This is a genomic window from Sphingobacterium ginsenosidimutans, assembly GCF_039536865.1.
Classification (GTDB): Bacteria; Bacteroidota; Bacteroidia; order Sphingobacteriales; family Sphingobacteriaceae; genus Sphingobacterium; species Sphingobacterium detergens.
The window spans coordinates 1,934,378-1,949,455 of record NZ_BAAAZK010000007.1; the positions used below are offsets into that span (position 1 = coordinate 1,934,378).

Sequence of the window (15,078 nt, forward strand, 5' to 3'; positions counted from 1 at the left end):
GCTTTTTATAATTCTATTGTCTCTCCGATTTTTGGAAGAGACAATGAGATGTCCTCATTCTGGAATTTGTCAAAGGCCTTTTGTTTGTCAATCTGAATCGGTGGAAATGAATCGTAGTGTATCCCGACCACACGGGAGCAATTGATAAATTCTGCCGCTCTGATCGCATCATCCACATCCATTGTATAGTACCCACCAATCGGAAGAAAAGCCCAATCCAGCTTCAGATCAGCAAGCAGTTTCATCTCCATTGTCAAGGCAGTATCACCAGCAAAATAGATCTTTTTGCCGTGTACATTAAAGACAAAGCCAACTGGAAACCCACCATATTGGCCATCTGGCGTACTGTTGGTATGAGCAGCATAAACCATCTTAACGGAGCCAAAAGGTAACTGTATTGTACCACCGAGATTGAATTCAACAACTTTATCTTCGGGTACCCCTTGTCTCCTTACCCACGCAGCTGTCTCAACGATGGCCAATACTGTCGCATTACTATTCTTTTGAATGGTAGCCATATCGGCGACATGGTCTTGATGTCCGTGGCTCAAAAAGATGTAATCTGGTTTAATCGTATTTACATCAATTGCTTTCGCTAATGGGTTATACGTTACGAATGGGTCCAACAAAACCTTCGTTCCGTCAAAATCAAACTCAACACAAGATTGACCGTAATAAGTTGCTTTCATAATCATGTATTTATTGATTAAATAATCCGCCTAAGCCGCCTAACATATCTTTACTCGCAGCTTGCATTTCAGCTTGACTGATATTCTCCGCTTGGGCTATTGCTTTATTCAAAGCAACCACTAACAATTCCTCTAATTCTTCTTTATCAGCATTGGACAAAAAAACAGGATCGATCGTAATCTCTTTAATCTCCTTATTGGCTGTCGCCACCACACGGATCAAACCGCCCTCAGCCTCACCGGATACCGAAATGGTATCTAGTCTTTTTTTGATTTCTTCTGCCTTTTGCTGTGCCTGAAATAATTTGTCAAACATATCTATAACATTTATTTGATGCCAATTTACAAAAATCCTCCAATACCTACTATTGCTAATTTACTTTCGCTAATGCTACCCTTTTTGTATTTTTGCAGCATGCAAAGCAATCAAGAAAAATTAGTTGCCCATTTTTTGGAACAGCTGAATCTAAATAACACTTCTGTCCCAGAGGAAATATCTGCTAAATTAATGGCAAAGCAATCTGAAATCGTTAGCATTGAAGATGTGATTGCCTATATCAATACACTTGGGGAAGAATTAAATATCAAGCAAAACGTAGCCGAGCTCATCGAAAAAGTAGAAGATGAGACCAGTATCCTCATTCACAAACTTAAATTTATAACGGCTAGCGACAGACCCAAAGTATTGGTTTTAGATCGAATTGATCCACAGGAGATCAACCAGTCTGCCTTTCTACAAGAATCCATAAAAATCGCAGGCGGAATCCCCACGACAATAGCTCATGAAGCCGATAAAATAATCATAATTGACAGTGATGAAAGTGTATTTACTCAAATACCTGTTTTATTGAACGATCAAGCAATTGCGCAATCAAAGGCGATCGAACTTGATCAGCTATTTATTATGACCAAGCCTAATTTTGCCAGTATTCCAGGCTACGAATACCTAACGGAATTAGAATCTTTAGCCGAGATCTTCCAACCAAAATATTTTGTTTATGGTCACGAAGGCAAAGAATGGTTGCAATTTCAATTGAAATAGAATTATAAAATAACAATAGTCAGACTATCGCATAAAAAAGCATCTTTAAAGTGATTAAAGATGCTTTTTTCTTATGGAAAATATTAAATTAACTATATCTTCTGCGTAATACCTCATACAATTTTTCGACGGTATGAGGTTTATCTGCCCATCTGTTCTTAACCGCATAATTCGTTTGCAAAAATGCGTCAGCTTCTGCATAACTGCTGAATCTATTCAGTAGCTCCACTGCTTCACTGTAAGCTAAACTGTAACCATTGAATAAATCTTTAATAAATAAAAGTTTATCATTCAAACTTATCCCGGTCTTGATGTCAGTCAGTTTATCAGAATTTCCAGATTGGTTCACTTGATATACTCGGTTCTGTACCCCTGCTTGTTTTTGCTGTGAAATAATCTCATTTAACGTAAGCGGTCTCGAAGGTACCTCCTCCACGATTGTATTCACTTCTTCTTGGATAATACTCTCCTGAACTTCCTTAATGATGATCTCTTTTGGTTCTTCTACGATTTCAGTAACGACAACAGGTTCTTCCTCTACAAGGTCTATCGTGGGTTCATCTACTTTATACTGTTTTTCCTCAATATGCTCAACAACAGTTTCATTTATTGTATGATCAGTTTCATGTGTTATTTCCGGTGAATAATGCGCTGTTGATAAGTCATTGGTTTCCTGCATTTCCTCTTTCACTTCAACAGTATCGCCATTTAACTTTGTAGTGTCCTCATTGCGAACAATAGCTTTCTCATCGCGTTCCGGTTCCGCAATAGTTTGGCTGGATGCTCGTATCGAAGAAGGTGGCGTAAAATAGTCATTAAATGCTATTTTTCTACTCTCCATCACCGACTCTCGCAAGGTATTTTGACCTTGTCCACCCTGTAGCACGGCATCTGTTTTAAGTAAAGTGACATAAGCCGCAACAGATTGTGCTTTAGCTTCCAAGTTCACTAGCTCACCTATTTCAGTACCAGTGTTCCTTTCTGACAAAGCCAAATACTGTGCATTCAAATCCTGTAATAAATCTCCTATCTTATTAAAAATTTCCTCTTTAGTACCCATAATTTTATTTGAAATCGCCTATTAATCGTTTATAACACCTATACTTTCTCTAACCTAAAAAGTGGAAAACTCAATCCTTTGATTTATAAATATTTGAATCTGTATTCACTTTTTTGCTACTCAAATTTAATATTTAATTTCGATATTAGCATTGTCAAAAACAGAATATAATAGGAGGTCTATTGACAAATAATACCTTATTTGCTGGCTATCCAAAAAAATAATTTAATCAAATGCTTTTTTCCGAACATAATCTGACATTGCGACCAGCTCGATATGGAAGTATTGAAGTTATCTGTGGGTCAATGTTCTCTGGCAAGACCGAAGAGTTAATACGCAGGCTAAAACGGGCACAATATGCGCGACTAAATGTTGAAATTTTCAAACCTTCCGTGGATAAACGATATGATGAAAAATTAGTCGTTTCTCATGATAGCAATAGTATACCCTCCACCCCTGTCGAAAATTCATCAGCGATATTACTATTGAGTTCGGCCACCCAAGTTGTCGGAATAGATGAAGCGCAATTTTTTGATGACGGATTGACAGAAGTATGTGTCAAATTGGCAAACAGTGGTGTTCGTGTAATTATTGCAGGATTGGATATGGATTATAAGGGACAGCCTTTCGGTCCTATCCCTAGTTTGATGGCTGTAGCTGAACATGTCACCAAAGTCCATGCAGTTTGCATGCAATGCGGAGCACCAGCAAATTATTCATATCGATTGACAAAAGATACCCAGACCGTACTCCTTGGTGAAAAAGAAGCCTATGAGCCACGCTGTAGACAATGTTATTATCATTTAGATCAACAAGGCATCTAATTCCAGCCCAGAAAACGATGATTACAATTCCAGTCCTACTCCTACATTCTGCGGGGAACGTAGCTGGCTCATATTTTCCTGCACAATTGACTATCAGTAGTCTTCAAGTTAGCATAGCTACATTTATAATATTTCTGTTAAAAATAACTGCCAAATAGACTAGAAATCTATTTGGCATAGGATTTGAAATATACTTTACAAATAAGAAGATAAACGCTTTTAAAGCGACAAAATACTTTTCATAATTTAGGTTTATAATTGGTTAGTTTGCACCTCCTTGCCCATCAAGGAGGTGTTTTTTATTTCACAAAAAAACGCTGCCCCTTTCACAAAAGAGCAGCGTTCCTATTAGACATTTTCCTTTATTCTATTAAGGTTGTACACGGTAATTAATCACCTTTCGACCTATATTTCCTGTTTGGTCCATTCCCTCTACAATTACTTTATAATTACCATTTCCATCAGCATTATAGAATTGTATTGCTGTCTCCCCTGTCTCCGTTACCTGTACTTTCGGGTTCCAATAAATTGTAGTCCGCAGATCGTTGGCTGATTTTTGTTCAGGTGTATCGTACTTTGGCGTGTAGAACTTACGTTCCTTAACATAACCTAGCGGGAACATATCGATAACATTCGATTTGGGCAACAATTTTTCAATTTCACTTAGTGCCATTCGAGGTTTCTTGGCTTCAACTTTCTTGGTATAAATCGACACAACACCGTTGTTTTGATACATTCTTGACACTGTACCCAATTCGTCACGCAAAAAGATTTCTATCCCTTCGATATCCGCAACGTTGATACTATTTAATCCAGGTTCGTCAATAGCCATACCATTTAGAAAAAACTGAACTGGGGTACGTCCACCGGCATTGTAATCGCGCGAAACATAATATTTCAATGTTTGTGGATCATAGGTAATGCCCGTTAAAACAGTTTGCAGACACATGGTCAATACGTTACACCCAGTCAAACGCTCGGCTTCGATACGATGTTCAGGCATTGATAAACCAGAAATTGCAGGAAAATCCTTATTTGTAATTACCTTTTTCTGTACAGCCGTCACTTCTACTTCATCCAATAAGATGGATTTTCTGTATTCTTTACGACTGTTATCCAAATAAGGAGCGAATGCTTGATCTATATTGGGAACGAAATAGCTTTTATAACCATTATTTTTGTCGATTTCAGGATAATAAGTCTGATCCATATTGATCACCAAACTACGGTAATTATCATTTGACCTTGCATTTACCGTCACTTTCGACGAATCCGGAAAAACGAGATCTTTGAACGTAAAACGACCGTTTTGATCGGTATATACATCTTTTTTAATATTCCGTGAAGGCACAGACAACAACAAGCCACCATTAGGATACGGGCGGCCTGTGTTCATCCGTAAAATACCCGACAATTCTATCCCTTGCTCTGGGAGAAAACTGATCTGCGGTAACTTTTCGGAGATTAAAGCAGGGTAATCAAAACGGCGATATCCCTGAGTCATTAATAATGCATCCAACGCCTTTTCTCTATTCGGATTTTTTTCATCAAAATATGCATTTGGATTTTCGACATTCCCTTTCAACTCTGAAGTCAGCAAAAAGTTGCTTACAATGGAGAGATCAGCCTGATCATTGTAGGGAACCTTAGACTCATCAATAACAGAAACGGAATAACTACCGGGATATTTCTGTCCATTATTATCAACTGAAAGTTTCAGGTTGACCGGATCCTTCGCCTTATAACTCTGCTTATCACTTGCAACTTGAATATTAAGCAATTTCTCACTCTGAACAAATGCCAAACGTTCACTTACAGGTTTGCCATCCGGGGTCAATAAAGTAACCTGAGCAATTCCATTTGGCAAACGTTCCTTTGGAATATTAACCAGCGCAGATGACGACTTTAAATTCACCTGAGCTCCAAAGCAAAGATGTCCATTGGATTGAACCAATACATAATAGGATTGTCCCTGATTTTTAGAAAAATTCTCTTCACTGGTCACTACAGCAAATTCAGCATTCTTTTCATCCTGCTTAACAAACACAACATTTGCTTTATCATTAACAACAGCCGGAAGTTTATATTTACGTTCCTGTCCATTGTCAAATTTTATGGATGCCTGATAGTTTTCTCCAGCCAAGGGTAATAAAGAGAAATAGCCCATACCCGATCCAAAATCTTCAAATTCTGCGACCGACTTTCCTTTAGAATCAAGGATTGTACCTTTCACCTTCAAACTCTTACCATCAGATCCTACAGCTTTAAAAGCAACTTTCTTAGCAAATCCAGCAATTAAGTCACCACCTTCCGGAAAAAACTGCACATCAGCGTCCCACAAAGCATTTTTGAGCAGGAAAGAACTGGACAAAGGTTTTTCATTCTTATTTTCTTGTATACTTACCTTTAATTGTCCCTTCTCTAAATCAGCCCTCTCCTTTGCCGATAAACTGATCGTCACCTTTCCCATAGCATCCGTTTCACCTTTCCCCTTATCTACCGTTTCCCATCCAGCAACAAATTCCCAGTTGATCTTAGAATTAATCATCGGTTTACCTGCGCGATCCCTAAACTGTATAACCGCCTGACTTTTATTTCCGTTAAGATTATTCTGAAATTCAATATTGGTGATCAATTTTTTATTGATCACATCACCTATCGGAACTATTTTATTAAAAAAATAAGATGCGTCAAAGTTTGACATCCATTTTGTATACGCTCTGAAACGATAGTTGTCCTGTGTCATGAACTGCGGATCGAGGACCATCTGCCCATTTCCAACACCTTTATCCAATGGAATTCTAAAAGTTTGGATCAGAGAGTCTCGGCTATTCAAAACTTCCACATAGGCTATTTTACTTGGCTCATATTCTGGTAGATTACGTGATAAATAGGAGGAAAACCATAACGTATCTCCTACCGCATAATAAGGTTTATCAAAATGTAGATGTACTTTTTCTGTTGGGTAGCCCTGAAAATATTTTTGAACCCGTTCTACGATTGTATTAATAGGCAATGTAGGTGCAGTCTGTGCATAAGCCGACCCGACTCCTAAAATCCCTATCGATAAAGTCAATAGTTTTATGTGCTTCATTGAAAGTCTTAGAATTAAAAAAAGAATAGCTAAATATATTCAATTTTAACCAAAGGCCCATCCTATTATGGTATTTTTAACATTTATTATACCATTGTACCCTTATCCACGTAGCCGACTAAAGTAAAGGCGCGAGTAAACGACAAATGGAATCCACACCACGTTTCCAACGACTTCTTTGCATCCATTTACGAATTGTGATTAAATCCGAGGATTCAATATCAGCAAGAAATTGATTGTTCATACGTTCACAAAGCGCTTTGTCAGAGACAATCCCAGATATCTCAAAATTGATATAAAAGCTCCTGATATCCAAGTTGGTTGTCCCGATATAGGCTAGTTTGCCATCAATACAGATTGTTTTGGCATGGAGAAATCCTTTGGTATATAGGTATACATTTACTCCCCTTTCGAGCAGCGGCTTGATAAAGGAGAAGGAAGCATGTTGTACAAAAAAGGAATCAGATTGCGCAGGTAACATGAGATCAACTCGAACTCCCGAAGAAACCGCCAACATCAATGCAGTTGTCAATTGGTCACTTGGAATAAAATAAGGCGTACACAATTGTACATATTCTTTTGCTTCATTGATCCCCGCTATAATTGCCTCCATATTGAATGGAGCGGGAGAACCGGGATCACTAGCTGTAAAACCAACACCACTCGCATCTTCATTTGTGATCGGGAATCTATTTAAATAGCCTTTACCCAGTTCAAATGATTCCGCATCCGTTTGGTTCCAACTGTTCCAAAATTGAATTTGTAAGGTATTTACGGCAGCACCAATGATCATCATCGCAGTATCGCGCCAATAAACATCATTTTTCCCATTGTTGATATAACGATCCGAAATATTGATTCCGCCAACAAAACCAACTTTTCCATCAATCACCGCAATCTTACGGTGATTTCGGTAGTTACTATTTGCCAATGAAGTGAAAGTAACTGGGAGAAAAGCTTCAAAAAGAAAATCGGGTTTATGTCGACGCAAATATTTAATCACATCAGGTGCTCCAAAGCTGTCTAGTATCAAACGTACCGTCACACCAGATTTTGCCTTCTCTTCCAAAATCTTTAATATTTCCCGACCGATTTCATCCATTTCCCAGATATAGTACTCCATATGGATGGAATGTTTTGCATTTTTCAATTGCTGAATCAGTACCGGAAACTTTTCCTCGCCATTAATAAATAAGGTAACATCGTTATTCAGAGAGAATGTGGATATTTTCTGGTTTTTGAGGTACCGATACACCATGGCTAAACTACCGATGCGTTCGTTCAGCGTATCAATATGTTCTTCCATAATTTCCGATTCCTTACGCCAAGCATCAAGCAATTTCTTTGATTGCTCTCGATACATCCGTTTCATCCTTTTAACCTTCTTGAATTTCTGCCCAAAGAAATAATAACTGAGCAAACCGATTACAGGTAGAAAGACAATCACCATAATCCAGGCAATCGTTTTGGCAGGATTGCGGTTTTCGATCAAAATGGTACCAATGACACCAATATATAAAATGAGTAAGGGAATCCAGTAATATTGTAAAGCAATTTGTAAAATATGATGAAGTACCTCCATATGATGCGCTAAGTTTAATATCAAATATAATACTTAGCACTGACAAATTGTTTGCTGTTAAGCACAGTTTATCGCGCCGTCAATATGAATTAAAGGGCTTAAATAGGGGATATCTAAGTTTGCGCCTCGGAGTATAAACCAGATTCCCAGCAAAAAATATAACACGGGAATCCATTTTGAAAAGCTAATTTTGAAAGATCTGGAGAAGTTTCCCAAGAAGGAAAACAAAAACAGGAGTGGAATTGTCCCCAATCCAAAGCACAGCATAAATAGGAAACTCTGTTGTGAACTGTCCGCATTCATTGCGGACATTAGAGCCATATAAACCATACCACAGGGCAATAATCCGTTCAATACCCCAGCGATAAAACTCCCCCCAGGTTTATATAACCATTTCGACAGAAGCCTGACAACAGGCTGCACGGAACGAGTCTGCAAGCTGGCAATTGTACGATTGTTTTTCCCTATAAGCTGAACCACTGCAATCAGCACTAATAATACTCCCGTGATCCAGCTCAATGCACGTTGCCAGCCCTGGACTTGGGCAAATGTACCTATCGTTCCCAAAAGAAAACCGAGACTACCATAAGTCAAAACCCTGCCTAACTGATAAAGTACTTTATTTAGAAAAACAGCCCAGCTTAGTCCTTGCCTACCCTCAATTGCAAAAATTAAGGGACCACACATGACCGCACAATGTATGCTACCAAATAAGCCCATAAAAAATGCAAAGTAGGTGTAACTCATTTTCTCGGTTTAAAATAAAATATGTTCCTCAAATAGAAAATCCTTACCAGCGCTTTCCCAGTCAACATACAAATTCCACATCCCTTTATCGAATGAGGAAATGGGTAATGTAAACAGATTACCAGTTGTCTGAAATGGCAACTCCTTATCTAGCGTATTATCTGAAGGCTTACGGAACAAAAGCTTTCCCCTATTCACTTTGGAGACGAAATGGATATAAAGTGTATCTTTTCTAAGCTCGATAGTTGGCGTCTCTTTCATGTTCAGCACATTCTGTTTTTTTTCATAAGCCTGGTCATAGTTCAAACCCTGTTCATAGTAATCATCTTCTTCCAAGCTGTCCGAGTTGTGGCTGACCATATACAATCCAGCTCCGACAATGCACAACATAAATACCGCCAAGCTCAAAAAAATTTTTGTACCCCAATTCATTATTTTTATTTTTTTAATTCATGCCAGGAGGAGCAATGAAAGTAGTTTTTAGACTTTCCACCTTTTTGTCCCCTGAATAGATAGATAATTTGATATTACTTTTATATGTTTCGACGTCCTTATTCGCGATAATTAGAAAAAAGCTTAAAGAGGCGTGCCCATCTTTACTGAGCTTCTGGATAGGATTGACCAGTTGAATCTTCAGCCTCGGATCTTCACATATCAACCTAAAAGGCATTTCCTTCCCAGATTTGTTGATTAATTCCAAAGCATAAAGATTACTGATCGTCTTATCGTCCCGAAGCTGGTACGTACTTCCTTTCGCCCGCAACAAACGACCGTCAACCTGAGAGCGATTGAACAACAGAAAACCAAATACCGTCATCAACAATACCAAGACAATAGAGTAAGCAACAGCACGGATATTACTTTTCTTCTTGAGTGTGCCTTCAATTTCCCCCATGGGATAAAAACCGATCAATTTTTTTGGTTTTCCAATTTTTTCCATGACAGCGTCGCAAGCATCAATACAAGCTGTACAGCTTACACATTCCAACTGTAGTCCCTTACGGATATCTATTCCTGTCGGACAAACGTGAACACAGAGCTTGCAGTCAACGCAGTCACCTTGTGTATTAGAAGCATCTTTTTGTTGTTTCCCTCTGGGTTCACCACGTCTATGATCATAGGCTACAGTGATACTTTGATCATCCAAAAGAACCCCCTGTAATCTGCCATAGGGACAAATTGCGATGCACACAATCTCTCTGACATAAGCAAATACCGCGTAAAATACCAGTGTGAATAAGATAATGGAGACCAAACCACCGATATGCTGATCCAGCGGATCGCTGATGATTTTAATCAACGCATCCGAACCTATAATATAAGCCAAAAAGATGTTCGATATAAAAAACGAAATGATCAAAAAGATGCTGTGCTTCAACACTTTCTTCAACTGCTTTTGATCCGTGTTGGGGCCTTCATTTAATTTCTTCTGTTGTTGCCAATCTCCTTCAATCCAATACTCTATCCTTCTAAAGATCAATTCGAGAAAAATCGTTTGTGGGCATGTCCATCCACACCAGACCCGACCAAATACAACCGTAAATAGCACAACACAGACCATTACGATCAACATTCCAAACACAAATATGTAGAGATCCTGAGGATAGAAAAGGCTGCCCAAAATCGAAAATTTCCGTTCAATAATATTGAACATCAAGAATGGTTCACCGTTTATCTTGATGAAAGGAGCTACAAATAAGAACAGTAGTAGTGTATAACCAACCCACTGTCTCTTTTTATAAAGTGCTCCCTGCGGTTTTTTGGCATAAATCCACTGTCTCTTTTTTGACTTAGATCCGCCATTATTGGCATTATTAACTACTACTGTGCTCATTTCAGTCTCGATTTACTACTCAGCTTCTTTTTCTGTCCCTGTACCATCTTTTGGTTGTGCGGCATCCTTAGCATTCCCATAGGCTACCTCTTCTCCTTGCGCTTCCTTTGGATTGGCCGGATGTGTATCTCTCAGCGTGACAATGTAACTTGCCACCTGTGCAATTTGAGCTGGACTCAAAGTCTGTTCCCAAGGCACCATTCCTTTATCCGGGACACCATACTTAATTGTTTTGAAAAGATCTTTGATCTCCCCGCCATGCAACCAAAATTTATCCGTTAAATTAGGTCCAATACCACCTTCCCCGTTTCCTCCATGACAGGCGACACAGTTTGTAGCGAATATTGCTTTTCCCTCAACAGCCATGTCTGGTTCAAATTCAACCGTATTTTCATCAACATTACTCGCAGAAGCAGCTAAATAAGCCTGTCTTTCTTTTTCTGCAACAACCATTTCATGTGCGTACTCCTGGTCTTGATTCATACCGATCCCAGAGACCTGATAGATGAATAAGTAGACCACGCCAAAGAAGATTGTTCCATAGAACAAAAAATTAAACCAGATTGGAATGGGATTATCCAGTTCCCGGATACCATCGTATTCGTGATCGATGACAATGTCCTTTTCCTCAGAAATAGGCCTAATCCCCATGATCTTATTCCAAGATCGTTTCAACCATCCTTTATTGGCTAATTTCTTGAGTTGTTCCTCTTTGACCAGTTCAGGCATCGTAATCTTAATGATGGATTTCATTGCGCGGTTGACCATCAGTGCCGAGGCCAAAAGAGCCAACATCACGACAATCAATACGATAATTAAGATATCTGTGTATAAATTATCCGTACCAAAACCCCAGGTAGACTGAACAGCTTCTACCGTGGCAGGTGCGGTATCTAATAATAAACTCATATACTATATACTTTCAGGTGAATGATTCATTTCCTTTTCAGTTTCCTCTTCCAAAGGCAATTCCTTCATGTAAGTCACATAGTCCTTTTTCATGCGAAACAACATAATTGCGACCGAGATAAAGAAAATCAGGAATATCCAAAGTGACACAATAAGGTAAAGCTCACTTCCGTTCAAATTTGTGATTTGTTTAAACATAGCGCTATTGATTTACGTTAACATCCTCAGCCGCTTTCGGAGCTGCTTTTATATCTGTTCCCAATCGTTGTAGATAAGCTATTACTGCTATAATTTCACGATCGGCTAACACATTGACTTGATTTTGTTTCAGATCATCCGCAATTTTCTGTGCTTGTTTGTTCAGATCCTGATCTGCATTCGCTATTGCCGCATCCGTATAAGGGATTCCTAATTTGCGAAGGGCTTCCATTTTATCTTTTAGAATCGCATTGTCCAACTTTTGGTCGATTAGCCAAGGATATGAAGGCATAATACTTCCAGGAGAGGTAATGGTTGGATCTAAAAGATGATCAAAATGCCACTTATTAGGATATTTAGAGCCAATACGGTGCAAATCAGGTCCTGTTCGTTTCGATCCCCATAAGAATGGTGTGTCGTAAACATATTCGCCAGCTTTGCTATACTCGCCATAACGGGCAGTCTCCGATCTAAATGGCCGAATAGTCTGTGTATGACAATTCACACAACCCTCCCTTACATAGAGATCCCGACCCTGCAGTTCCAATGCTGTATACGGCTGTACACTTGCGATTGTCGGTACATTTTTAGAAATGGTAAATGTCGGAACCATTTCAACCATACCACCGATCAGAATTGCAATAAGTGCCAATACCATAAACAATATGGGCTTACGTTCTAGACGACGATGTTGAGATTGCTCATTGACCTGAACCGGTAATAAAGCAGGAGCTTCAGCCGGTTCATTTGCCAAAAGTTTCCCTTGCTTCATCGTCTTAATCAAGTTGAATGTCATCAAGAAAACCCCAGATAGGTATAGTGCACCACCTACTGCTCTCATCATATGCATTGGAAGGATTTCCAATGTTGTTGCCAAGAAGTTTGGATACTTCAATACGCCTTCAGGGGTAAACTCTTTCCACATCAAGCCCTGCACAACTGCTGCCCAATACATTGGAATGGCATAAAATAAAATCCCCAATGTACCAATCCAAAAGTGTGTCGATGCTAGCTTTTTAGAATATAATTCCGTTTTGTAAATACGTGGGATCAACCAATAAAGGATACCGAAGGTCATAAATCCGTTCCATCCCAATGCTCCTACGTGTACGTGTGCAACGATCCAATCGGTAAAGTGTGCGATTGCATTGACTTGCTTTAAAGACAACATTGGGCCTTCAAAGGTTGCCATACCATAACAGGTCAGTGCTACAACCATAAATTTCAGCATCGGTTCTGTCCGCACCTTATCCCAGGCACCACGCAGCGTTAACAAACCGTTTATCATACCACCCCAGCTTGGTGCAATCAACATGATCGAGAATACAACTCCTAAGGATTGTACCCAGCTTGGTAATGCTGTATATAACAAATGGTGAGGTCCGGCCCAGATATAGATAAAGATCAGTGACCAAAAGTGCAGAATACTCAATTTATAGGAATAAACGGGACGGTTGGCCATTTTTGGCAAAAAGTAGTACATCATCCCCAAGTAAGGAGTCGTTAGGAAAAAAGCCACGGCATTATGGCCATACCACCATTGTACCAATGCATCCTGAACGCCTTTGTATACATAGTAGCTTTTCCATCCGGCTACAGGCAGTTGAATGGAGTTAACGATATGCAAGACTGCTACAGTAACAAACGTAGCGATATAGAACCAAACTGCGACATACATATGACGTTCGCGCCGTTTGATAATTGTGCCAAACATATTGACTCCAAATACAACCCAGATCAGGGTAATTGCAATGTCAATTGGCCACTCCATTTCAGCATACTCATGGCTTGAAGTCAGCCCCAATGGCAGTGTGATAGCCGAGGCAACAATGATCAATTGCCAGCCCCAGAAATGAAGCTTACTCAGGACGTCGCTAAACATTCTCGCTTTAAGCACCCGCTGCAAGGAGTAATAGACTCCCATAAAAATACCGTTACCCACGAAGGCGAATATCACAGCGTTGGTATGTACTGGACGTACACGGCCAAATGTTGTGTATTGCAATCCGAAGTTCATTTGAGGCCAGACAAGTTGCGTTGCCACAAGCAATCCTATGGTCATACCAACTATCCCCCAAATAATGGTAGCGATTCCGAAATTTCTGACAATTCTATTGTCGTAATTAAACTGCTCTAACTGCATTACTTAAATTGTTGATTCTGAATCAAAAGTAAGCAGCATTTTATGACAATCTAATGATAGAGAATGCGTACAAAAGTGATGTACGTCACTTTATTTTAAGGGGTCAAATTCTCGAATATCCGTTGTGCAATAATTGATTTTAAGCCGTTTAGACAAAAACGATAAATAGCATATCGATTCACGCAATCCATTTTGATAACAAAAGTGACGGCGGTCACTTTCATAGGGAAGGTAGGTATATTTTCTTTTGATTGAGGCTACATTCAATAAGGCTATTTTCATCGCCTCGATGGGATTGTACAAGGACTATCGACACTACCCCAAATAGGTAAATACATGATGTTCGGAACTGCTCTATCGCCAACAGGAGGTCGCTGGTATTTATATAGTCGCAGCCCAAATTCTATTCAGGAACGATGCACATAAAAGGAACTTCACTCGGTTAAGATCACTACAGCAAAAGCCGCATAACATCGACAAAGATATAGCCTTAGATGACAAGGAGGATACACACCGGCTTGATAAGGCTTGTCCTACACCGAATTTCCGCTGTAGGGTCATTGTTAATTGGAAAGTATCCAAATGGAACCTTTTGGGAAGTAACTAAACGAAAGAAGCCCTTGACTGTTTCCAGAAAGGGCTTCCGTGTAAAAAAAGGCACCGACCTACTCTCCCACCTGTTACGGCAATACCATCGGCTCTGGCGGGCTTGACTGCTCTGTTCGGAATGGGAAGAGGTAGACACCGCCGATATAGGCACCTAAAGTTTTTTTTAGATGTGAGATAGGAGATATGAGTACCGAGATCCTTTCAGGTCCCACATAGCTCTGCTCCATGCACACGTCTAACTGACATGTATATTGAAAGAGTTTCGTTTCCTTTGTTTCAAAAATTAAAGAGGAAGACAACAGTGTGTCTCTGCATGAGAAAGCTTCGGGCTATTAGTACCACTTGGC

General features: G+C 39.4%; 13 protein-coding genes and 1 rRNA gene. 2 read left to right on the forward strand and 12 right to left on the reverse strand.

The genetic code is table 11. The features are described from left to right. Window positions 1–5 precede the first annotated feature (5 nt). Complete coding sequence (locus ABFX33_RS20460) at window positions 6–689, reverse strand: metal-dependent hydrolase (protein ID WP_346087880.1); 684 nt, start codon at window positions 687–689, stop codon at window positions 6–8. Between the two features lie 10 nt (window positions 690–699). Next, window positions 700–1,005 (reverse strand): YbaB/EbfC family nucleoid-associated protein, encoded by a 306-nt coding sequence (locus ABFX33_RS20465; RefSeq protein WP_120260577.1) that lies wholly within the window; start codon window positions 1,003–1,005, stop codon window positions 700–702. 99 nt (window positions 1,006–1,104) lie between these two features. Between ABFX33_RS20465 and ABFX33_RS20470 the strand changes: the two genes are divergently transcribed. Then, entirely contained in the window at window positions 1,105–1,731 is a 627-nt protein-coding gene (locus tag ABFX33_RS20470; protein WP_257092095.1) for a substrate-binding domain-containing protein, read from the forward strand. An 88-nt stretch (window positions 1,732–1,819) separates the two neighbouring features. Here ABFX33_RS20470 and ABFX33_RS20475 read toward each other — a convergent pair whose 3' ends face one another. After that, window positions 1,820–2,791: a hypothetical protein gene (locus ABFX33_RS20475; RefSeq protein WP_346087882.1), complete on the reverse strand. Its 972-nt coding sequence runs from the start codon at window positions 2,789–2,791 to the stop codon at window positions 1,820–1,822. Between the two features lie 233 nt (window positions 2,792–3,024). On the opposite strand from ABFX33_RS20475, the gene ABFX33_RS20480 reads away from it, so the two are divergent. Beyond that, window positions 3,025–3,615 (forward strand): thymidine kinase, encoded by a 591-nt coding sequence (locus tag ABFX33_RS20480; protein WP_346087884.1) that lies wholly within the window; start codon window positions 3,025–3,027, stop codon window positions 3,613–3,615. 370 nt (window positions 3,616–3,985) lie between these two features. Here ABFX33_RS20480 and ABFX33_RS20485 read toward each other — a convergent pair whose 3' ends face one another. From ABFX33_RS20485 to rrf, 9 genes are all read right to left on the reverse strand, one after another. Next, window positions 3,986–6,709 carry a carboxypeptidase regulatory-like domain-containing protein gene (locus tag ABFX33_RS20485; RefSeq protein ID WP_346087886.1) on the reverse strand — a complete coding sequence of 908 codons (2,724 nt, stop codon included), beginning with the start codon at window positions 6,707–6,709 and terminating at the stop codon, window positions 3,986–3,988. 118 nt (window positions 6,710–6,827) lie between these two features. Continuing rightward, window positions 6,828–8,291 (reverse strand): cardiolipin synthase, encoded by a 1,464-nt coding sequence (gene cls, locus ABFX33_RS20490; protein ID WP_346087888.1) that lies wholly within the window; start codon window positions 8,289–8,291, stop codon window positions 6,828–6,830. Window positions 8,292–8,348: 57 nt separating this feature from the next. After that, entirely contained in the window at window positions 8,349–9,038 is a 690-nt protein-coding gene (locus ABFX33_RS20495) for a sulfite exporter TauE/SafE family protein (RefSeq protein WP_346087890.1), read from the reverse strand. A 9-nt stretch (window positions 9,039–9,047) separates the two neighbouring features. Continuing rightward, window positions 9,048–9,470, reverse strand: a complete 423-nt coding sequence (locus ABFX33_RS20500; RefSeq protein ID WP_259180330.1) for a FixH family protein — start codon at window positions 9,468–9,470, stop codon at window positions 9,048–9,050. 13 nt (window positions 9,471–9,483) lie between these two features. After that, window positions 9,484–10,872: a cytochrome c oxidase accessory protein CcoG gene (gene ccoG / locus ABFX33_RS20505; protein WP_346087892.1), complete on the reverse strand. Its 1,389-nt coding sequence runs from the start codon at window positions 10,870–10,872 to the stop codon at window positions 9,484–9,486. Window positions 10,873–10,887: 15 nt separating this feature from the next. Continuing rightward, a complete protein-coding gene (locus ABFX33_RS20510) occupies window positions 10,888–11,781 on the reverse strand; it encodes a cbb3-type cytochrome c oxidase N-terminal domain-containing protein (protein ID WP_257092105.1) in 894 nt (297 codons plus the stop codon). Between the two features lie 3 nt (window positions 11,782–11,784). Then, on the reverse strand, window positions 11,785–11,979 hold the full coding sequence (locus tag ABFX33_RS20515) for a hypothetical protein (RefSeq protein ID WP_120260567.1): 195 nt from the start codon (window positions 11,977–11,979) through the stop codon (window positions 11,785–11,787). A 4-nt stretch (window positions 11,980–11,983) separates the two neighbouring features. Continuing rightward, complete coding sequence (ccoN, locus tag ABFX33_RS20520) at window positions 11,984–14,122, reverse strand: cytochrome-c oxidase, cbb3-type subunit I (protein WP_346087894.1); 2,139 nt, start codon at window positions 14,120–14,122, stop codon at window positions 11,984–11,986. 652 nt (window positions 14,123–14,774) lie between these two features. Beyond that, window positions 14,775–14,886, reverse strand: a 5S ribosomal RNA gene (rrf, locus tag ABFX33_RS20525). Window positions 14,887–15,078 lie beyond the last annotated feature (192 nt).

Bases quoted from the DNA above. Each gene is read 5' to 3' on its own strand.
- ABFX33_RS20460 (WP_346087880.1), bottom strand. From the start codon at position 689: ATGAAAGCAACTTATTACGGTCAATCTTGTGTTGAGTTTGATTTTGAC.
- ABFX33_RS20465 (WP_120260577.1), bottom strand. From the start codon at position 1,005: ATGTTTGACAAATTATTTCAGGCACAGCAAAAGGCAGAAGAAATCAAA.
- ABFX33_RS20470 (WP_257092095.1), top strand. From the start codon at position 1,105: ATGCAAAGCAATCAAGAAAAATTAGTTGCCCATTTTTTGGAACAGCTG.
- ABFX33_RS20475 (WP_346087882.1), bottom strand. From the start codon at position 2,791: ATGGGTACTAAAGAGGAAATTTTTAATAAGATAGGAGATTTATTACAG.
- ABFX33_RS20480 (WP_346087884.1), top strand. From the start codon at position 3,025: ATGCTTTTTTCCGAACATAATCTGACATTGCGACCAGCTCGATATGGA.
- ABFX33_RS20485 (WP_346087886.1), bottom strand. From the start codon at position 6,709: ATGAAGCACATAAAACTATTGACTTTATCGATAGGGATTTTAGGAGTC.
- cls (WP_346087888.1), bottom strand. From the start codon at position 8,291: ATGGAGGTACTTCATCATATTTTACAAATTGCTTTACAATATTACTGG.
- ABFX33_RS20495 (WP_346087890.1), bottom strand. From the start codon at position 9,038: ATGAGTTACACCTACTTTGCATTTTTTATGGGCTTATTTGGTAGCATA.
- ABFX33_RS20500 (WP_259180330.1), bottom strand. From the start codon at position 9,470: ATGAATTGGGGTACAAAAATTTTTTTGAGCTTGGCGGTATTTATGTTG.
- ccoG (WP_346087892.1), bottom strand. From the start codon at position 10,872: ATGAGCACAGTAGTAGTTAATAATGCCAATAATGGCGGATCTAAGTCA.
- ABFX33_RS20510 (WP_257092105.1), bottom strand. From the start codon at position 11,781: ATGAGTTTATTATTAGATACCGCACCTGCCACGGTAGAAGCTGTTCAG.
- ABFX33_RS20515 (WP_120260567.1), bottom strand. From the start codon at position 11,979: ATGTTTAAACAAATCACAAATTTGAACGGAAGTGAGCTTTACCTTATT.
- ccoN (WP_346087894.1), bottom strand. From the start codon at position 14,122: ATGCAGTTAGAGCAGTTTAATTACGACAATAGAATTGTCAGAAATTTC.